Below are 19185 nucleotides of genomic sequence, written 5' to 3' on the forward strand. Positions count from 1 at the left end.
ACCGGGCCTTGTGCCGCGTCGGCCCGATGTCAGCCCGATTTCGCCGTGGGCGTGATCCCCGCAGACTCGGGGGGCAGCAGGGGCCCGCAGTCCCACTGCTGGAAGATCAGCCGGGTCTCGACGCGGGCCACCTCGCGGTGTGCGGTGAAGCCGTCGAGGACCAGCCGCTGCAGATCCGCCATGTCCGCGACGGCGACATGGACGAGATAGTCGTCGGGCCCGGTGAGGTGGAACACGGTCCGGGACTCGGGCAGCGCCCTGATCCGCTCCACGAACGGGCCGACCAACTCCCGCCGGTGCGGCCTGACCTGTACGGACAGCAACGCCTCCAGGCCGCGCCCCAGCTTGGCCGGATCGAGCCGCAGCTGATGCCCCAGGATGATGCCGGCCCGGCGCAGACGGGTCACCCGGTCCAGACACGTCGAGGGCGCGACACCCACCTGTGCGGCGAGGTCGCGGTAGGTGGTCCGGGCGTCGTTCTGCAGCAACCGCAGAAGATGAAGATCCACCGGGTCCAGTACGACGGATTCGGCCATGGCCCGAACGTAACACGGACGACTGCGTCAATCACCCGTCCTGTGTTCAGGCTGCTCTCCATGGACTTCGGCAGCGTTGATGTACGCGACACGTGTGACGACGTAGAGGGAGCGGGCCGGGCGACGGCCGGGGAGAACACGGACAGGAAGGGGCCGGTGGCCAGGGAGGTGGCGTTCGCGGCGAGGCGGAGCGGCGTGAGGGGCCCTGCCACCGAAGGCCTGCGCGCGCTGGCCACCGAGGCCGTGCACGCCGGGCGGGACGATCTCGCCCGGCAGGGGCTGCACGCCGTGCCGATCGATCTGTCCACGACCTATCCCTCGTACGACAGCCGTGGCGAGGCGGCCCGTATCGACGCCTTCGCCACGGACGGGGCCGAGCCGGAGGGCCCGCCGGTCTACGGCCGCCTCGGCAACCCGACCGTCGCCCGCTTCGAGACCGCCCTCGCCCGTCTGGAGGGCACCGAGAGCGCCGTCGCGTTCGCGAGCGGCATGGCCGCGCTGAGCGCCGTGCTGCTCGTACGGAACGCCATGGGCCTGCGCCATGTCGTGGCCGTTCGCCCCCTGTACGGATGCAGCGACCACCTTCTGACGGCCGGGCTGCTCGGGTCCGAGGTGACCTGGGTCGACCCGGCGGGCATCGCGGACGCCCTGCGGCCCGACACCGGTCTCGTACTGGTCGAGTCGCCCGCCAACCCGACGCTCGCCGAACTCGATCTGCGGGCGATCGCCCACGCCTGCGGAAGCGTCCCGCTGCTCGCCGACAACACCTTCGCCACACCGGTGCTGCAACGCCCCGCCGAACAGGGCGCGCGGCTCGTGCTGCATAGCGCCACCAAGTACCTGGGCGGACACGGTGACGTGATGGCGGGGGTGGTGGCCTGCGACGAGGAGTTCGCCGGGCGGCTGCGGCAGGTCCGCTTCGCCACCGGGGGTGTGCTGCATCCGCTCGCCGGCTATCTGCTGCTGCGCGGGCTGTCGACGCTGCCCGTACGGGTGCGCGCCGCCTCCTCGAACGCCGCCGAACTGGCCCGGCGCCTTGCCTCGGACCCGCGTGTCGCCCGGGTCCACTATCCGAGGCTCGGTGGCGCCATGATCGCCTTCGAGATCCACGGCGATCCGCACGAGGTGATAGCCGCCGTCCGCCTCATCACCCCGGCGGTGAGCCTCGGCAGTGTCGACACCCTGATCCAGCATCCGGCCTCGATCAGTCACCGCGTCGTGGACGCGGAGGACCGGCGCCACAGCGGGGTGAGCGACCGGCTGCTGCGGCTTTCGGTGGGGCTGGAGGACGTGGAGGATCTCTGGCGCGATCTGGACGCGGCGTTGGGCCGCGGCTGAGGCTTCCGCTTGGAACGGTGGCAGGCCCGGCGACGTTCGCCGGGCCTGCCACCGTCGCGGGACGAAAGAGATCGGGGGACCGACGAAGAGATCCTTCGCCTCTTCGTCAGTCCCGCACGGAGTGCTCCGGCTGGTGCTGCTGGACCTCGTCGTACGGCAGTCCCGAACTCACCGGCGTCGTGTCGAGGCGGGCAGTGATGACGAGCGTGCCTTCCTCGATCTGGTAGTCGAGGGGGAGGTCGAGGCCGCGCATCGCGGCGACCATGCCGGTGTTGGACGACTGCGTGACTGCGTACACGCTCTCGCAGCCGGCCTCGACGGCCATCGTCACCAGTCGGCCGAGCAGTTCGCTGCCGATACCCCGCCGCTGCCAGTCGTCCTCGACGAGCAGCGCGATCTCCGTCTCGTCGCCGTCCCACAGGAGATGCCCGAGCCCGACGATGCGCCCCGACGCGGTCTGCACGGCGAGGGTGCGCCCGAAACGGGGACTGAGCAGGTGGTTGAGGTACTTGTCGGCGTCGCCGATCGGCCCGTGATAACGCATGCTCAGCGTGCGCGGCGAGCACCGATCGTGCATGGCCTTCGCGGCGTCCACGTCACCGGCGTCGGCGCGGCGCACGGTGATGTCGTTGCCCTGCGGCAGTGTCAGGACGTCCTTGCCGTGGGGGACACGCGGACCGAGCCGGGCGTCCAGCTCGACCAGCGCCCGGGCCCGCGCGAACTCGGTGGGTGTGAACGGCAGATACGGCCGCTCCACAGTGATCACTCCGCCTTCCGGGGCACGCAGCCGCATCACGGTGTCCTCAAGTGCCCCCTCGACGGGCGCCGCTTCGTCCGCGCGATCACCGCGCACCGACCCGGCGGGCAGCGACCGGATCGTGCACCGCCCCAGCAACTGCCGCAGCGCCAATGGTAGTTCGGCCGCGTCCAGGGCCGTGCGCGTGGCCAGGCCCAGTACCCGGGTGGGCGCGTCCACCAGGTCATGGGCGTCGGCCCGCTCGATCCAGGTGCCGGCGCCGCCTGCCTGCGACACCGCCCGGGTGACGTCGGAGGCCGAGACCTGTGCGGGAACACGCAGCAGGAACTCGTCCACGGTGCCTTCGGTCAGCGGATGCGTCTGGAGGCTCAGGATGTCGACCCGCTGCCCCGCCAGCGCCGCGCACAGGGCCGCCAGCGATCCCGGCTCGTCCCGAACGGTGGTCCGCATCCGCCACAGCACGGTCTCCCCGGCGATGGCCTCGGGTGCGGTCGCGTCCGCTTCGGACGCCCCGGCCCGCCGCACGCCGGCGGTCGGCCGGGAGTCGGTATCGCCTGTCGGAGGGGCATGGCCGTGGCGGCGTGACCACCATGTGCGGAATCCGGCCGTGGCGACGAGCACGACCGCCGAGACCAGCAGGAGGGTGGGGGCGTCGGGGCCGTGCCCGATGAGGTTCGCCACGGCGTCGGCGACCGCAACCGCCGTGAACAGCGCGGCCAGTTCGACGAGATCCCGGCGCCAGTGGCGGACCGGCCGGCCGTTTTTCGCACGAGTCACTTGAGACATGTCTTGAGTCATACAGTCACTGTGAAGGATGTGTGTTGCGTGATCACGAACGCTTTGTGACTGATCGGTTAAGTGTGGTTCTGCCCTCTTTGTTGCATTTTTTACGACCCATTGACGGTGAGTCGAGAGCTCAGCCGAACGGCCAGGTCACCCACGCGTAGGCGCCGGCCGACGTCCCAGGCGTCAGCGCCCGCCGACGGTCAGGCTGCCACCCCGTGATCCAGGGTGGCACGCAGCCGACGGGCCTGGGTGACGAGCCGGGACGAACCGCGCCGGTCCGCCGCCTGTGCGAGATGCGCCATGCAGCCGCGCGCTCCCGTCCGTTCGGCGCACTCGGCGGCGACGGCCAGCAACTCCCCGAACCCGCGGGCGGACGCGGCGGCGCCGTCCGTCGCGAGATCCGCGAGCAGCACGGGCAGCGCGGCGCGGAGTATCTCCCAGACGGTGGCGTACGCGCCGGTCGTCGCCGCGGTCCGTACGGACTCGGCGAGCCGCAGCGGCTTCACCGCCCCGCGGCGCATCAGCTGGCCCAGATCCGCGCCGAGTCCCTCGGTGTCCAACTGCCCCCGCGCGGCCAGCACCAGCAGCGCGTCCACCGCGCTGAGCCGGTCCTCCGGGTGACGCGCGCCGAGCCCGTACGCCACACCGAGATGCACGGCCTCGCCCGCCTCGCCCGGCGCCTCGGCGAGCAGCGGCAGTATGGAGGCATCGCCACGGGTGCCCTCCACCGCGACCGAGGAGAGTTCGCGCAGCAGTCGGGCGGCCACCAGCTCCCGCCGCCCCGGCACCACGGCCAGCCAGTGGTGTCGCTCGGTCCGGTCCCAGTAGTGGGCGCAGTACGCGCGCGCCTCGAAGCGACCCACGGGCCGGCCGAGCCGTCGGAACGCCGAAGGGAACTCTCCTGGCAACCCGTCGAGTTCGCCGAGTTCGAGCAGGATGCGGACCCCCGATGTCCGCCGGCTGCTCCGGGGCAGGGACGGGCCGTCGGTGGCGAGCCAAAGCGCCAGCCGGTTGCCCTCCGCCGTGCCGAGCGCCGCTGCCTGTTCGGCGGCGGCAGCGGCCGCCACGCCGTCGTCGCGCCGCACCCTGAGCAGCGCCTGTGTGAAGTCGGCCGCCCCGGGCCGGGCGCCCAGCCGTCGGTACTCGTCGAGGCGGGCCACCAACTCGTCCGGCTCCAGCAGGCCCGACCCCCAGGTGGGTGTGGCCAGCAGGAACGGCGGCGGATCGGTGCGCAACCGGTGGGCCGCCTCCCACAGACGGGCGTTGAAGGCGGCGGCCATGGCGCTGTGCACACAGGGGTCCGCCATCGGCCCGTGCTCGACGGCCCTGTGCAGTGTGGCCGTACTCACCTGGCCCAGCAGGGCCGCGAGCACGACCTCCAGACCGTGCGGGTCCGCGCGGAAGTACTTCTCCACCGAGGTGTACTGCGGGTCGGCGTCGACCCACCAGCGTCTCGCGACCACCGGCCTCAGGGCTTCGGCCAGCGCGTCCCGGTCCCGGTACGCATGCCGCACCAGGCCGTCCAGGGCGCGCTCGAACGCCGCCACGTCACCCCCGGACGCCAGCAGGGCGCCGACCTCCTCCGCCAGCTCGACCGCCGAGTCCGGGGCGGGCGGGACCCGTGTCGGCTCCGGTGCGGGCGGAAGCAGCTCCACATGGGGCTCCGGCATCCGGTCGGCCTCGTCCAGGCCCAGCGTTTCCGTGGCGCGCACTCGCAGCCCCGGGCTCAACTCCCCGGCCGCGTAGGCCACTTCGCCCCGCACCTCCGGGGATGCCGCGGTGAGGTGACGCTCGACCAGCTTCAGCGCGCGCTCCTGCACGTCCGTGTCCTCGTGCCCGAAGGCCTGGGCCACCGCCGGGAGCAGCTCGGCCGCGCTCGACGGGTCGCGCCGGAGGGCCTTCCCGAGCAGTACGAGCTGAGCCCGGACCAGCTTCTTCTCCGTGCGGAAGAGAACACCGCCGGACATCTCCGCGAGCTGCCGGGGCGTCAACTCGCCGTCCAGCGCGAGGGATCCGAGCACCGACTGGGCGTGCGACGCCACCGTGGGCACCGCGTCCGAGGCGAGCGCCAGCCAGTCGGCGGCCCGCTCCCGCTCCTCGTCCCGGGTGAGCTCCAGCGCCGTCAGCAGCCGCAGGAACACCCGGCCGTCGGTCGGCACACCGCCGCGCAGCAGGCGGGCCACGCAGGCGTCGACCGTGGCCTTCCGGTCGAGGGCGCCTTCGTGGGTGAGCTGCGCGAGCGCGTTGAACCAGCTGTCCGGTCCGTCACCGAACAGCCAGTCCAGGCGGCTGCCGATGTCCGGGATCCCGAAGACGGCGGCGACGAGCTCCGCCGTGTACGGGTCCTGGCGAAGCCGCTGAAGGATGGTGTCACCGCGCTGCCACAGGCTGCCGACCTGCTCGATCCAGCCCACCACGTAGGTCTCGGTGGTCGGCACCGGGCAACCGGAGAGCCGTACCAGGCCCGACATCAGCTCGTACGGCACCTGGGCGAGCGGCGGGCGCTCCGCGAGCCGGTGCGCCACGTCGCCCAGCCAGTCGCGCTCCCGGTCGCCCAGCACATGGAGCAGCACACCGGGCGAGGCCTGGGACCAGCGCAGATCGGCGGCTGTGAGCCAGGTCGCCGTCCCAGCCGCTCCGGTGTGGCAGGCGGCCCCGGCCGCGTGCAGCGCGGGATACGCCTTCCGGGACGCGGCGTCCCAGGGCGCGGCCCGCAGCTCCTTGCGGAGGTCCTTCAACGCGGGCAGACAGGCCCGTCTCTCGGTATCCGTCATTCCGTCCAGCAGCCCCGCGGCCTCGCCCATCCGCCCCGCTCGCACAGCCTTCAGCAACGCTGCGCTCGCCGACACCGCACCGCTCATCGCGCACCCCCGTCGATCAGAACCTCTGTCTGTCCGGCCACCGCTCCCCGGCGGGCCATCCGCACGGCCAGGGCGTGCTTGCACGGTCCGCGCCCTCCCCGGTACTTGGCCCACCACAGGCAACTGCAGCTCAGCGCTCCCGCGTCGTCGCGCACCCGGTGTACGTGGCCGTCCTGTGCGGTCACCGTGCCGAGCGTGCCGTCCAGGACCACCGCGCCCTCCGAGACGAGCGCCCGGGCCGCCCGCAGGCGTGGGTTGTGCCGCTCCACGCGCTCGGCGTCGTAGGGCAGTTCGCGGTGGAAGTAGGCCGCTTCCGCCGCGTCGTACCCCACGCGCCCCGAGGTGCCCAGACGGACCAGGGCGGCCCGTACACGCTCGGCCGGCAGGCCCGAGGCGGTGGACAGGTCCCCGATGTCGATCCGGGGCTCCCAGGCGAGGAGCACCGAGATCAGCTCCGCGTCCTCGGCGGCCTCGTCGGTGGCCAGCGCGTCCAGGACGCCGCCCTCACCGGAGAACCCCCGCGAAGCCTCAGGGGACAGCGTCAGCGTAAGCCGCATCCCGGGCAGCACGACCTCCCAGGCACTGGCCGCCACGGTGTCCCCGGCGAGCGAAGGACCGTACACCCGCAGTGCCGTCGCGTGGCGGAGCACCCTCTGGAGGGCGGCCAGCCGCTCCGGACCCGGCAGGCACACGGCTCCGGGCACCGGCCTGGTCGTGGGCCGCAGACCCCGCCCGGCCGGCACGACCCAGCCCGCACTCCGGGAGGCGCCACGCGCCGTGGAACGGGGCAGGGACCGCAGAAACCGCACAGCCTCCGCCGCGGGCAGTTCGGCCCGCAGGTCGAAGCCGGCCGCTATCACCTGGGCCTCGGCGAACCCCCGCAGCCACCGGTCGGGCAGCGGCACCTTCTTCTCCACGACCGGGCCGTCGAGCGTGGTCACGGCCATCTCGTCCGGGCCGACCCGCAGATGCAGCGGATCGTCCGAGCCGATCCTCGACAGGGCTTCCCGCAGTGGGTTGTTGACGTCGACGTTCGTCGTGCCGTGGCCCACCTCCCCGCCGTCCAGGCCCGTGTCCAGCACGTCCAGACGCGCGTACACCCCACCGCACCCGGAGAAGGACTCGAAGCGGAGCCGGTCGCCGTTGCCCGTGACCACCGGGTCCAGCGAAGCCCTCAGCTGCCGCTGGTAGTACCGCGCACCCGCCACGTCGGCCACCGCGAGCAGACCCGCCGAGGCCACCTGAGGCGACGTCAGGAAGCCCGCGAAGAAGCGCGGATGGTCCTCGACACCCCGGGGCGTCGCACCCCGCGAGGTCTCAAGTCCCAGGCGTCGTCCGCCCGGTGCGGATTCCAGCGCGGAGGGTCGGGTGTAGGCCACGGCCTGCAAAGATCGCGTCATGGAAAAACCGTAGAGGCGACCACTGACAATCGGCCCTGACCTGCGAAGACTCAAGAACTGGGCCAACGACCGTGCCGCGCACCGGGGGATGACTCCGGTACGCGGCACGAGGTTCGAGGGTACGGGACCTGACGAGGCCGCGCAGACGCGAACTCGCCGCCCGCTCGCACTCGAACTCGCCGACGTGCTCGTACGCGGGCTCGTCGGCCCGGGCGTGCGAACTACTGGCCCACGCGCCCCGGCTGAAGCACCTTCGTGAACAGCACCGCCCCGCCGGTGGCCCGCAGACGGACCGTCAGTTCGCCGCTGCCGCCGTCGATGTCGACCTCGCCGAAGTACTGGGGCGATTCCATGGGCGAGACGTTCGCCCTGTCGGGTGCCTTGACGAAGACCCGGTCAGGACCGAACGTGCCGTCCAGCGCGTTCGCCTGGAAACCGCCCGCGGCGAGCGGACCGGAGACGAACTCCCAGAACGGCGCGAAGTCCTTGAAGGCCGCACGCGACGGGTCGTAGTGCTGCGCCGAGGTGTAGTGCACGTCCGCCGTCAGCCACACCGTGCCGGTGATCCGGCGGTGCTTGACGAACCGCAGCAGCTCCGCGATCTGGAGCTCGCGGCCGAGCGGGGCGCCCGGGTCGCCCTGCGCGACGGCCTCGATGTCCGTCGTGCCGTCCGGCACGACCAGACCGAGCGGCATGTCCGAGGCGATCACCTTCCACACGGCGCGCGACCGCGCCAGCTCCCGCTTCAGCCAGACCAACTGCTCCGCGCCCAGGATGCCGTTGGTGTCGTCGGTCTGCCGGCCCGGCGAGTTGGCGTTGCGGTACGTACGCATGTCGAGCACGAACACGTCCAGCAGCGGACCGTGACGCACGACGCGGTGCACCCGGCCGTCCTTGCCCGTGGACGGGAGCGTGGAGATCGGGAAGTACTCGCTGAACGCCTTGCGGGCGCGGGACGCCAGTGTGTCGACGTCCTTCACCGTGTAGCGGGCGTCGGTGAGGATCTCGCCCGGGTACCAGTTGTTGACGACCTCGTGGTCGTCCCACTGGGTGATCGTCGGCACCTGAGCGTTGAACCGGCGGACGTTCTCGTCGAGCAGCGAGTAGCGGAAGTTGCCCCGGTACTCGGCCAGGGTCTCCGCGACCTTGGACTTCTCCTCGGTGGTGACGTTGCGCCAGACACGGCCGTCCGGGAGCGTCACCGACGCCGACAGGGGACCGTCCGCGTAGATCGTGTCGCCGCTGCACAGGAAGAAGTCCGGGTTCAGGCGGCGCATCTCCTCGTACGCGTAGAGGCCGCCGATGTCCGGGTTGATGCCCCAGCCCTGGCCCACGATGTCGCCCGACCAGAGGAACCGGACGTCCTGGCGCCGCTTGGCCGGGGCGGTCCGGAAGGTGCCCGGCACGGGCTCACCGGTGCGGCGGTAGTCGTCCGGGTCGGCCAGCGTCACCCGGTAGTGGATCTGCTCGCCCGCCGGCAGACCGCGCAGCGGGACCGTACCCGTGAAGTCCGTGCCGGCGCCCAGGAGAGGGCCGTGCCACCGTTTCGCCCTGCGGAACGACTCGGTCGCGGAGGTCTCCACGATCATGCGCGCGGGACGGTCGGAGCGCACCCATACGAGGCCGGAGTCCGTGGTCACGTCTCCGGCCTGCACACCCCATTGCGCCTTCGGCCGACCGGACAGGGAGAACGCGGGGGCCGTGCCGACGGAAGAGGGCAGGGCGAGTGCCGCCGACGCGGCGAGCGAGCCGCGCAGGACACTGCGGCGGCCGGGGAACGGGTTCGGCGGGCGGTGTGACATGGGACGCCTCCTGGGACGGGTCCGACCAGTGTGCAGGGCCAGACTTACTGGTGTGCCGCAGCGCGCACACAAACCACAAGTGAACAAACGCGATCCGCTCCGCTGGGTTGAGCCGGGTGGTGCGGGGCGGAGGACGACCTGCGGGTTGTGGGGGCTGGTCGCGCAGTTCCCCGCGCCCCTTACGGGGACGGGTTCACCGCCGCCGACATCAGGCGCACGCCCTCTCGGATGCGTGTCGGAGAGACGTGGGCGTATCCGAGTACCAGGCGCACCACGTCGTCCTCCGTCGGGGCGCGTGTGTAGTCCGTGAGGGGGCGGACGGCGACATGGGCCGCGGTCATGGAGTCCAGGAAGCGGTCCTGCGGCCCGTAGCGGCCGGGCAGTGTGGCGATGACATGGAGGCCGGCGGCGATGCCGGAGATCTCCGCGCCGGGAAAGTGGTCCTCCAGGGCCGCGACGAGCGTGTCGCGGCGCTCCTTGTACGCGCGCTGGCAGCGGCGGAGTTGGCGGTCGTAGTCGCCCCGCTCCACGAAGCGGGCGAGCAGGGCCTGGTCGACGACGGGATGGCCGAGGTCCATCGTGCGCTTGCGCTCGACGACCTCATCGGCCAGTGCCGCCGGCACCAGGAGCCAGCCGAGCCGCAGCCCCGGTGCCAGGGACTTGCTGACCGACCCCGTGTACGCGACGTGCTCCGGATCGAGTCCCTGAAGGGCCCCCACCGGTGCCCGGTCGTACCGGAAGTCCCCGTCGTAGTCGTCCTCGACTACGAGCCCGTCCACGTCGCGGGCCCAGTCGAGGAGTTCGGTACGGCGTCGCGCGGAGTACGCGATCCCCGACGGGAACTGGTGCGCGGGCGTCGTCACCACCGCCCGTACGCCGGACGCCCGGAGCGGTGCGGTGGCCAGCCCTTCGTCGTCCAGGGGCAGCGGTACGGTGCCGATGCTCGCCGACGCGTACAGGGTGCCGTGCTCCGGGCTCGCGGGATCCTCCACACCGACGGTGCGCAATCCGCGCGCGTGGAGCACGAATCCGAGCAGTGTCATCGCCTGCGCCACGCCGGAGACGACCATCACCCGCTCCGGATCCGCGACCACACCCCGGCGACGGGCCAGCAGCTCCGCGAGAGCCGTACGCAGCCGGGGCAGCCCGCGCGGGTCCGGGTATCCCAGTGCGTGGTGCGGCAGTTCGGCGAGCACCCCGCGCTGCGCGGCCGACCAGGCGGCGCGCGGGAAGAGCGACAGGTCGGGTGTTCCGGGCAGGAAGTCGGCGCGGGCACCGGGGGAGCGGGGAGCGAGGTCCCGCGCACGGGGGAGGGCGGCTCGGACGGCCCCGCCGACCCATGTCCCGGCACCCCGGTCACTGCGCAGATACCCCTCCGCGGTCAGTTGCTCGTACGCCTCGGTGACCAGGCCCCGGGACACCCGGAGATCGGCGGCGAGTTCACGGCTCGACGGCAGCCGGGTGCCGGGCGTCAGCCGCCCCGAACGGACCGCCTCGCGCAGCGCGGCCTGCAGCGAACGGCCACGCGCGCGTGCCGGTGCCGAAGCGGCCGGCAGGAGCAGCTCCCACGCGGCGGCCCACCCCGCCGCTCCGGGCGTATCCGGATTGGTCCCCGATGACGTCATGGAAGTGGACCTTAAACCGGGCCTCCGCCCTTCGTAGCGTCACCTGCATGAACGCCACCACCACCCGCGGGGCCCTGCTCGCCGCCCTCGCCTGCGTCCTCGTCGGAGGCTCCTTCACCGCCAACAGCGTCCTGGGCCACTACCCGTACGCGGGCGGCCAGTTCGTCCGCTACGGCCTCGCCTGTCTGCTGCTCCTGCCCCTGGTCGGACGGGGCGGCGCGGCACCCCTGCGCACCCTGACGCCGGCCCAGTGGACACGGCTCGCGCTGCTCGCGGCCGTCGGCATGGTCGGGTTCAACCTCGCCGTGATCGCGGCCGAACGCACCGCGGAACCCGCGGTACCGGGTGTCTTCGTAGGCTGCGCTCCGGTGGTTGTGGCCGTTCTCGTGCCTCTCCTGGAGGGCCGCCGGCCCCAACGGATCGTCCTGTACGGAGCGTTGCTCGTGGCCTGCGGTGCCTTCGCCGTCCAGGGGTGGGGACGCGCCGACGGGGCCGGAATCGCCTTCTCCTTGTGCGCGCTCGTCGGAGAGGTCGGCTTCGCGGTGCTCGCCGTACCCGTGCTGCGACCGCTCGGGCCGCGGCTGCTGTCCGCCACCGTGTGCGGACTCGCGGCCGTGGAGTCGGCGGTGGCCGGGGTGATCGTCGACGGCCGCGCCTGGCTGCGGACACCCGACACCACCGAGACCGCCGCCCTGCTGTGGCAGGCGGCGATCGTCACGGTCATCGGCTTCGTCTGCTGGTACATGGGCATGCAGCGCATCGGCGCGGAGCGCGCCACGCTCTTCTCCGGGCTCATCCCCGTCGCGGCGGCCTGCACGGCCCCGCTCGTCGGAACGGGCTCCTACGGGGCGCCCCAGGCCGTCGGCAGCGCCCTGGTCGGTGCCGGAGTCGCCCTGGGATCAGGCGCGTTGAGGCGGCGGACGCGAGGCAGGTCAGCGGCTGCCGTCCAGGACGACCCGGGCGACCAGCGCCGGATCGTCGTTCATCGGGACGTGCCCGCAGCCGGGCAGCCGCACCAGCCGGGCCCGCGGAATGATCTGCTTGGCACGGATCCCCTGGCGGCGCACCAGGATCCGGTCCCGGGTGCCCCACGCGACGGTGACGGGAAGTCCGGGGACGTCGTCGGAGAACTGCACCGAGCCACCGGCCCTGAGCGTCTCGGCGAATCCCTGGGCGCCCGCCAGCGCGAGGGTCTCGGCGACGACCGCCTCGGGTGAACGGCGGCCCGGGCGCGCGTAGATGCTGCTGGTCAGCACGGTGCGTCCGGCTGCGGACCGGGACAGGCGCTCGACCATCGGCAGCGGCATGCTCCGCGCGGCCGCCCGCATCGCTTGCAGCAGACCGAACGCGTACCGCCGCTCGACGGGAGACCAGAACCCGGCGGGCGACAGCGCCGTGACGGACCGTACGAGCTTCTCGCGGCCCAGCTCCAGGGCGAGCAGCCCGCCCAGGGAGTTGCCCGCCACGTGCGGCCGATCGAGCTCCAGCGCCTCGCAGAGCCCGCTGAGCGCGGCGTTCATCGTCGGCAGATCGTGGGCGAGCCCGTCCGGCAGCGCGGGTGACTCGCCGAAGCCGGGCAGATCCACCGCGATCACGTCGCGCTCGGCCGCCAGGATGTCGACGACCGGGTCCCAGGCCTGCCGGTGGTGGCCTATCCCGTGCAGCAGCAGGAGCGGTTCGCCGCTGCCCACGCGTGCGTACGCGAGGGTCACGGTCCGCGGGCCGTGCGGAGAGGGGACGCTGAAGGAGACCGTGGCGGACATGGAGCTGCTCCTCGTCTGATGACCGGCTGACTCCTAGACAGCTTGTCAGCAATTGCTACCCGCGGGTAGCCCCCGGGTGCCGTCAACCGCCCGGGCGTACGGCCCGAGCGCCTTCCGTGCAGCTCCCGATCGGTGTCGCGTGCCGGTCCGCAGTGGTCGGGACCACCTGTTTTCGCCTGGACACGACCCGACGCCTCGGGTTGGGATGGTGCCGTGGCTATCGACACCGTGACCGAGGTCTTCGAAGAACATCGGCCCGTCCTGACGGGCGTCGCCTACCGCATGCTCGGCCGGGTGGCCGACGCCGAGGACGTGGTCCAGGAGGCATGGCTGCGCTGGACGGCCGCCGACCGCTCCGACGTACGGGAACCGCGCGGATACCTGGTGCGCGTCACGACACGGCTCGCAATCGACCGGCTGCGGATCGCCCAGTCCCGCAAAGAGGCCTACGTGGGGCCCTGGTTGCCCGAGCCGTACGTCACCGACTTCGGGGCCACCGTCCCCGACACGGCGGAGCGGGCGGTGCTCGCCGACTCCGTCTCCCTGGCCGTTCTCGTCGTCCTGGAGTCCCTGTCGCCGCTGGAACGCGCGGTGTTCGTGCTCCGGGAGGCCTTCGGCTACCCGTACGCGGACATCGCGGTCACGCTCGACCGCAGCGAGTCCGCGGTGCGGCAGCTCGCCGGGCGGGCCCGCCGGCACGTCGAGGAGAAGCGGCCGCGCTACGAGGTCGACCCCACCGAGCAGCGCGATCTCACCGAACGGTTTCTCGCCGCCGCGACGGAGGGCGATTTCGACGGGTTGATGTCTCTGCTGGCCCCCGACGTACGCCTGGTGGGCGACAGCGGCGGACTGGCCCAGGCACCGCTGCGGGTCCTGGAATCGGCCGACAAGGTGGGCCGTTTCATCGCCGGGGTCACGCGGAAGGGCGTTGCGGACGCATCGTTCCGCTTCCTGGAGGTCAACGGGGGACCGGCGCTCCTGGTGCTGTCCGGCGGCAAGCCCGACAGCGTCTTCCAACTGGACGTCGTGAACGGCCGGATCCAGTGCGTCTACATCATCCGCAACCCTGAGAAGCTGCTGTCGCTCGCCGTCGACTGACACGCTCCGCACGGCCCGAGCCCTCGTCCTCGAGACGGGGGCTTTGCCGTTGTGTCACGAATACGGCGCATCGCGAACGCCGCATGAACGCTCTGTGCAAACACACCTGTGCGAGCTGTAACGGATCGAGGATTGGTCTTGACCAAGGGTGGGGCCCGCCATATGGTCGCAGGGATAGTGCAGGAACCTTTAATAAACAAGGGCGTTAAAAGCCGCCGGGACACGGCGATTGCGGAGGACACGGTGGGGACCACGCAGTTGGATACGGTGCCGGAGCCCAAGTACTGGCACCTCAAGACCGTGCTCAGCGAAGCACTTGACTCCGAGTTCTCGGTGGGCGAGATCCTGCCCAACGAGCGCGATCTCGCAGCCCGGTTCGGCGTCGCGAGGGCCACGCTCCGCCAGGCCCTGGAGCAGCTCGAACTGGAAGGCCGGCTCCAGCGCCGCCGCGGCGTCGGCACGACCGTGGCACCGCCGCGCATGGGCGTGGCCGTCGGATCCGAGCAGCACACGTGGCCGGGCGCGGTCGGCGACGCCTGGCAGCTCGCGGACTGCACGCTGGGGGTCCCGCCCTCGGCGGTGGCCCGGGCCCTGGAGACCGAACCCGACGAGCAGGTGCACGTCGTGCGCCGCTCCCGGATGACGCACGGTCAGCCGGTCGCCGCCGAACTGCTCTACATCCCGGCCTCGTCGGTGCCCGACCTGTCAGGCATCGACGCGCCCTCGGGAGCCGCACGCGCGCGTGCCGTGCTGCGCGAACTCCAGCGCCTCGGCCTGGAGAGCCAGGACCGCTCCGTGGAGCTGGGCTCGGCCCGAGCGGACGACGCCAAGGAACTCGACCGGCTCCCCGGCGCGCCCGTCCTCGTCGTCACGACCCGCTTCGTCGCCGAGGGAGGCACGGCGGCGGTCTCCGTCGCCACGTACCGTGCCGACACCTGCCGGCTGACGTTCGGCGACTCCGGCGGTGTGGAGATCCACCACGACCCGGAGCGCCGCGCCTCCTGACGACCCGTCGCTCGTACGCGTCGCGCCCCGGGACTCCGGGCCGCGACGCGTTTCGGTTTCCGCGCCGGGCAGTCGTTCAGCGGCGTGCCGTCACGGTGCCCTCCACAGCGAAGAGCTGCTCCTCCACATGGTCGAGGGCCAGCCGAAGCGCGCCCGTGGCCACTGCGGCCTCGCCCAGGAGCGACAGCGTCACACGGGGCGGTCGCAGACAGTAGCGGGCCAGCTCCTTGCGCAGCGGCTCCAGTACGCCGTCGATGCCCGCCGCCCAGCCGCCGATCACCACGAGCTCGGGATCGACTGCCAGGACGAGCGCGGCCACGTCGTGGACCAGACGCTGGATGAAGCGGTCGACGGCCGCCAGGGCCCGTTCGTCGCCCTCACGCGCGTGGGTGAACACCTCCGCGACCGCCTGCTCGTCGAGGGGATGCAGCGGCTCGTCCGTCGTGGACAGCAGCGTCTCCGGAGTGACCTCACGGCCCAGCAGGTGGAGCGCGCCGATCTCGCCGGCCGCGCCCCCGTAGCCGCGGTGCAGCCGCCCGCCGATCAGCGATCCGGCGCCCGGGCTGAGTCCGGCCAGCACGAACACCATGTCGTCGGACTCGGTACCCGCGCCCTTCCAGTGCTCGGCGACCGCCGCCGCGTTGGCGTCGTTCTCGACCAGCACCGGACACTTGAAGGAACGGCGCAGCCGCTCGCCCAGGGGAAGCCCCGTCCACTCCGGCAGCGCCGTACCGAGCCGTACGGTGCCGTCGGCCTCCACGATGCCGGGCGTGGCCACGCCGACGGCGCGCAGGGACCCCCGCGCGACCCCGGCACGGCGCAGCAGCTCCGCGACCGCCGTACGCAGCCGTTCGAGCCGCTCGTCCGCCGACGCGGTCTCGTACACGTCCTTGGCGAGCGAGCCGAGGATCCGGCCGTCCAGGTCCGAGAGGAGCGCGGCCACGCGGTGCGGGCCGATCTCCAGGCCCAGCAGATGGCCCGCCTCCGCCCGGAAACGGAACCGGCGCGCGGGACGGCCCTGGCGCCGGGCGGCGCCCTCCTCGGCCGCCGTCTCGACGACGAGCCCGCCCTCGATGAGCCCCTCGACGACACCCTCGACCGTGGGCCGGGACAGCCCGGTCACCCGGGTGATCTCGGTGAGCGTCGCGAACTCCGTGGCGCGCAGCGCGTGCAGCACCACCGCGGAGTTGATCCTCCGCAGCAGAGAGGGATCCCCGCCGGTCAACCGCCCCAACGTCCGTCCTCCCAGCTAGTGCGCGTGTTGGTTGGGCGGATCGTACTCGGCGCGACGGCCTCCGGCGAGTGCCGGGGACCCCCTCCTTGCCCCGGCCTGGTTCAGCCGGGCGCCACGAACCCCGACTCGTACGCCGCGATCACCGCCTGCGTACGGTCCCGCGCCCCCAGCTTCGCCAGTACGGAGCTGACGTGGGACTTCACCGTCTCGGTACCCACGATCAACCGCGTGGCGATCTCCGCGTTCGACAGACCCCGGGTCATCAGCCGGAGAACCTCCGCCTCGCGCTCGGTCAGGGCCGCCCGGTCCAGCGCGGCCCGGGCCGCGGGATTCCCGCCGCCGACCCCGTACTCGGCGGCCAACTGCCGTACCGAAGCCGGGAACAGCAGCGACTCGCCCTCGGCGACCAGCCGCACCGCGTTCACGATCTCGGCCGGCCGCGCCCGCTTGAGCAGGAAACCGTCGGCACCCGCGCGCAGCGCCTCGTACACGTACTCGTCGTTCTCGAAGGTCGTCACCACGAGGATCTTCGGCGGGTTGTCGACCGTCCGCAGCACCGCGCGCGTGGCCTCGATGCCGTCCAGGAGCGGCATACGGACGTCCATCGCGACGACATCGGGCCGCAACTGCCGGACCAGCGGGATGACTGCTGCACCGTCGGCCGCCTCCCCGACGACCTCGATGTCGGGCTGCGCCTCCAGAACGGCGCGTAGACCCGCGCGTACGAGGGGTTCGTCGTCGACAAGCAGAACGGTGACCGGCACCCGGCCAGCGTAGGTCAGCGCAGCGGCAGCTCGGCGTGCACCTGCCAGTCACCTTCGTGCGGGCCGGTCCGCGCGCTGCCGCCCAGCAGCGCGGCCCGCTCCCGTATGCCCCGCAATCCGCTGCCCCGGCCGGGTCCCGGTATGTCCACCGTCAGTGGATTGCGCACCTCCAGGGAGAGTGCCCCGCCGTCGACGGCGATACGGACCCGGACGGGCACGGACCCCGCGTGCCGCAGCACATTGGTGAGCGATTCCTGGAGGATGCGGTAGCCCTCGCGCGAGACCGGGCCGGGCACCGTCTCCACGGGGCCCGTCACCTCGGCGTCGACCTTCGCCCCCGAGGTGCGCGCCGACTCCAGGAGGCGGTCGGCCTCCACCAGCGTCGGCCGGCTGCTCGCGGGACGCTCCGACTCCCGCAGCACGCCGAGCACCCGCTCCAGGTCCTCCAGCGCGGCCCGGCCCGTGTCCTCGATCGCGGCCAGGGCCCGGTCGGTGAAGCCGGGGTCGCCCGCGGCCCGCGCGGCGCCCGCCTGCACCACGGCAACCGTGAGCGCGTGCCCGATCGAGTCGTGCAGTTCGCGGGCGATACGCGTGCGCTCCAGGAGCCGCTCGGTGCGCTCCTCCAGGGCGGCGACCCGCTCGGCCGCCGACGGGCCGAGGAGTCGGCGTGCGACGGCCGTGACCAGCTCGCCGAGACCGACCACCGAGGCGTACATCGCGATGAGGGGGAGCGGCGCCAGGAGGCCGTACGCCCAGTGCGGCCGCGAGATGCTCAGGAACGGGCCGTCCGTCACCGCGTGCCCGAGAGCGGCCGCGGTCAGGTCGTAGGTGAGGATCGGCAACCAGGCGGTGCTGAACAGGGCCGACGCGCCCAGCGCCATGCGTGCTTCGAGCCACAGCACGGTGCGAAACCGGTCCCGCCAGGTGGCCGACGGCTGTACGGAGAAGCCTGACTCCTTCTCACCTGGCGTCAGCAGTACCTGTGCCTGCACGCCCTCGCCCAGACGCACGGCCGGGATCAGCCCCAGCGGGATCAGTGGCAACGCCGCCCCCCACGGCTGTCCTGGGAAGATGTACATCCACAGGCTCACCAGCAGCATCGGTATCCACAGGTGTAGCAAGCGGGTGTACGTCGTCCCGCGGATCAGCGGGCGCAGCAGGCGGGCCATTGAGTCATCGTGACAGCCGCCACTGGCAACGAGCCTCCCCCGAGCGGGGGAGACGCTCTCCCCGGGAGGGGGAGGCCCAAGGCCCCTCCCGGCAGGGAGCCTTGGAGCATGACCAGCATCGACGTCCAAGACCTCACCAAGGAGTACGGCGCCACGCGGGCCGTGGACCGGCTGACCTTCAGCGTCGTGCCGGGCCGCGTCACCGGATTCCTCGGTCCCAACGGCGCCGGGAAGTCCACCACCATGCGGCTCGTGCTCGGCCTGGACCGGCCCACGTCCGGCACCGCCACCCTGGGCGGCCGGGCGTATGCGACGCTCGACGAGCCGCTGCGGCACGTCGGCGCCCTGCTCGACGCGCAGGCCGCGCACGGATCGCGCACCGCACGGGACCATCTGCGCGTGCTCGCCGCGAGCAACCGTCTCCCGGAACGACGCGTGGACGAGGTACTGGAGGAGGCGGGGCTCGCCTCGGTCGCCCGCCGCCGTGTCAGGACGTACTCCCTGGGAATGCGTCAGCGCCTGGGCATCGCTGCCGCGCTGCTCGGCGACCCGCCGGTGGTCCTGCTCGACGAGCCGTCGAACGGACTCGACCCCGAAGGCATCATCTGGATCCGGGAGTTGATGCGGCGACTCGCCCGTGAGGGCCGCACCGTGCTCGTCTCCAGCCACCTGATGAACGAGACCGCCTCCTTCGCCGACCACCTCGTGGTCCTGGGGCGGGGCCGGCTGCTCGCCGACACACCGATGCGGGAGTTCATCCACGCGCGCGTGGAGCCGCGTGTGCGTGTCCGCACCACGGACGGTGCGGCACTCCGGGACCTGCTCGCCCGGCACGGGTACGCCGCTGTGGAGGGGGAGGGGGAGGGGGAACGGTGGATCGTGCGCCACGCGCGCGTGGACGACATCGGCCGCCTCACATCCGCAGCGGGCGTGCCCATTCTCGAACTCGCGGCGGAGGAGGGCACGCTGGAACAGGCCTACCTCGATCTGACGGCCACGGAGGCCGAGTTCGCCGCCCAGTCCCCGACGCAGCCGCTGGAGGCCTGA

General features: G+C 72.4%; 14 protein-coding genes and 1 pseudogene. 5 read left to right on the forward strand and 10 right to left on the reverse strand.

What is annotated here, in order from left to right; genetic code table 11:
- Positions 1 to 29: 29 nt before the first annotated feature.
- The gene (locus OG718_RS44095; RefSeq protein ID WP_143644223.1) at positions 30 to 536 is read right to left on the reverse strand and encodes an Lrp/AsnC family transcriptional regulator; all 507 of its coding nucleotides are present in this window, start codon (positions 534 to 536) and stop codon (positions 30 to 32) included.
- Positions 537 to 596: 60 nt separating this feature from the next.
- Between OG718_RS44095 and OG718_RS44100 the strand changes: the two genes are divergently transcribed.
- A complete protein-coding gene (locus tag OG718_RS44100; RefSeq protein WP_443055256.1) occupies positions 597 to 1874 on the forward strand; it encodes a trans-sulfuration enzyme family protein in 1278 nt (425 codons plus the stop codon).
- A 106-nt stretch (positions 1875 to 1980) separates the two neighbouring features.
- Here the strand turns inward: OG718_RS44100 and OG718_RS44105 are convergent, their stop codons facing one another.
- The 5 genes from OG718_RS44105 to pdxR all read right to left on the reverse strand — a co-directional run bounded on the left by OG718_RS44105 (position 1981) and on the right by pdxR (position 11105).
- Positions 1981 to 3417, reverse strand: coding sequence for a GNAT family N-acetyltransferase (locus OG718_RS44105; RefSeq protein WP_328846792.1), 1437 nt, complete (start codon positions 3415 to 3417; stop codon positions 1981 to 1983).
- Positions 3418 to 3617: 200 nt separating this feature from the next.
- On the reverse strand, positions 3618 to 6278 hold the full coding sequence (locus tag OG718_RS44110; protein ID WP_328846793.1) for a DUF7824 domain-containing protein: 2661 nt from the start codon (positions 6276 to 6278) through the stop codon (positions 3618 to 3620).
- Positions 6275 to 7678, reverse strand: coding sequence for an SWIM zinc finger family protein (locus tag OG718_RS44115; RefSeq protein ID WP_328846794.1), 1404 nt, complete (start codon positions 7676 to 7678; stop codon positions 6275 to 6277). The genes OG718_RS44110 and OG718_RS44115 overlap by 4 nt, the downstream gene beginning before the upstream one ends.
- Before the next feature lie 221 nt (positions 7679 to 7899).
- The gene (locus OG718_RS44120; RefSeq protein ID WP_328846795.1) at positions 7900 to 9480 is read right to left on the reverse strand and encodes an alkaline phosphatase D family protein; all 1581 of its coding nucleotides are present in this window, start codon (positions 9478 to 9480) and stop codon (positions 7900 to 7902) included.
- Positions 9481 to 9659: 179 nt separating this feature from the next.
- Complete coding sequence (gene pdxR, locus OG718_RS44125; RefSeq protein WP_328846796.1) at positions 9660 to 11105, reverse strand: MocR-like pyridoxine biosynthesis transcription factor PdxR; 1446 nt, start codon at positions 11103 to 11105, stop codon at positions 9660 to 9662.
- Between the two features lie 47 nt (positions 11106 to 11152).
- Between pdxR and OG718_RS44130 the strand changes: the two are divergent.
- Positions 11153 to 11941 (forward strand): annotated as a pseudogene (locus OG718_RS44130) (EamA family transporter); the annotation flags it as partial.
- Between the two features lie 96 nt (positions 11942 to 12037).
- Here the strand turns inward: OG718_RS44130 and OG718_RS44135 are convergent.
- Entirely contained in the window at positions 12038 to 12868 is an 831-nt protein-coding gene (locus OG718_RS44135) for an alpha/beta fold hydrolase (RefSeq protein ID WP_143644229.1), read from the reverse strand.
- Positions 12869 to 13081: 213 nt separating this feature from the next.
- On the opposite strand from OG718_RS44135, the gene OG718_RS44140 reads away from it, so the two are divergent.
- Both OG718_RS44140 and OG718_RS44145 read left to right on the forward strand, forming a co-directional pair.
- Positions 13082 to 13966: an RNA polymerase sigma-70 factor gene (locus OG718_RS44140; RefSeq protein WP_143644230.1), complete on the forward strand. Its 885-nt coding sequence runs from the start codon at positions 13082 to 13084 to the stop codon at positions 13964 to 13966.
- A 243-nt stretch (positions 13967 to 14209) separates the two neighbouring features.
- Positions 14210 to 14971, forward strand: coding sequence for a GntR family transcriptional regulator (locus tag OG718_RS44145; RefSeq protein ID WP_143644246.1), 762 nt, complete (start codon positions 14210 to 14212; stop codon positions 14969 to 14971).
- A gap of 76 nt (positions 14972 to 15047) precedes the next feature.
- On the opposite strand, the gene OG718_RS44150 is transcribed toward OG718_RS44145, so the two are convergent.
- The 3 genes from OG718_RS44150 to OG718_RS44160 all read right to left on the reverse strand — a co-directional run bounded on the left by OG718_RS44150 (position 15048) and on the right by OG718_RS44160 (position 18138).
- Positions 15048 to 16205 (reverse strand): ROK family transcriptional regulator, encoded by a 1158-nt coding sequence (locus OG718_RS44150; RefSeq protein WP_143644231.1) that lies wholly within the window; start codon positions 16203 to 16205, stop codon positions 15048 to 15050.
- A gap of 101 nt (positions 16206 to 16306) precedes the next feature.
- Positions 16307 to 16969 (reverse strand): response regulator transcription factor, encoded by a 663-nt coding sequence (locus OG718_RS44155; RefSeq protein ID WP_143644232.1) that lies wholly within the window; start codon positions 16967 to 16969, stop codon positions 16307 to 16309.
- A 14-nt stretch (positions 16970 to 16983) separates the two neighbouring features.
- Positions 16984 to 18138, reverse strand: coding sequence for a sensor histidine kinase (locus OG718_RS44160; RefSeq protein WP_328846797.1), 1155 nt, complete (start codon positions 18136 to 18138; stop codon positions 16984 to 16986).
- A gap of 108 nt (positions 18139 to 18246) precedes the next feature.
- On the opposite strand from OG718_RS44160, the gene OG718_RS44165 reads away from it, so the two are divergent.
- Positions 18247 to 19185, forward strand: a complete 939-nt coding sequence (locus OG718_RS44165; RefSeq protein ID WP_328846798.1) for an ABC transporter ATP-binding protein — start codon at positions 18247 to 18249, stop codon at positions 19183 to 19185.

Source organism: Streptomyces sp. NBC_00258, from assembly GCF_036182465.1.
Taxonomy (GTDB): domain Bacteria; phylum Actinomycetota; class Actinomycetes; order Streptomycetales; family Streptomycetaceae; genus Streptomyces.

What these genes read in the sequence shown, in the direction of transcription:
- OG718_RS44095 (WP_143644223.1), bottom strand. Translation starts at nt 536, where the DNA reads ATGGCCGAATCCGTCGTACTGGACCCGGTGGATCTTCATCTTCTGCGG.
- OG718_RS44100 (WP_443055256.1), top strand. Translation starts at nt 597, where the DNA reads ATGGACTTCGGCAGCGTTGATGTACGCGACACGTGTGACGACGTAGAG.
- OG718_RS44105 (WP_328846792.1), bottom strand. Translation starts at nt 3,417, where the DNA reads ATGTCTCAAGTGACTCGTGCGAAAAACGGCCGGCCGGTCCGCCACTGG.
- OG718_RS44110 (WP_328846793.1), bottom strand. Translation starts at nt 6,278, where the DNA reads ATGAGCGGTGCGGTGTCGGCGAGCGCAGCGTTGCTGAAGGCTGTGCGA.
- OG718_RS44115 (WP_328846794.1), bottom strand. Translation starts at nt 7,678, where the DNA reads ATGACGCGATCTTTGCAGGCCGTGGCCTACACCCGACCCTCCGCGCTG.
- OG718_RS44120 (WP_328846795.1), bottom strand. Translation starts at nt 9,480, where the DNA reads ATGTCACACCGCCCGCCGAACCCGTTCCCCGGCCGCCGCAGTGTCCTG.
- pdxR (WP_328846796.1), bottom strand. Translation starts at nt 11,105, where the DNA reads ATGACGTCATCGGGGACCAATCCGGATACGCCCGGAGCGGCGGGGTGG.
- OG718_RS44135 (WP_143644229.1), bottom strand. Translation starts at nt 12,868, where the DNA reads ATGTCCGCCACGGTCTCCTTCAGCGTCCCCTCTCCGCACGGCCCGCGG.
- OG718_RS44160 (WP_328846797.1), bottom strand. Translation starts at nt 18,138, where the DNA reads ATGGCCCGCCTGCTGCGCCCGCTGATCCGCGGGACGACGTACACCCGC.
- OG718_RS44165 (WP_328846798.1), top strand. Translation starts at nt 18,247, where the DNA reads ATGACCAGCATCGACGTCCAAGACCTCACCAAGGAGTACGGCGCCACG.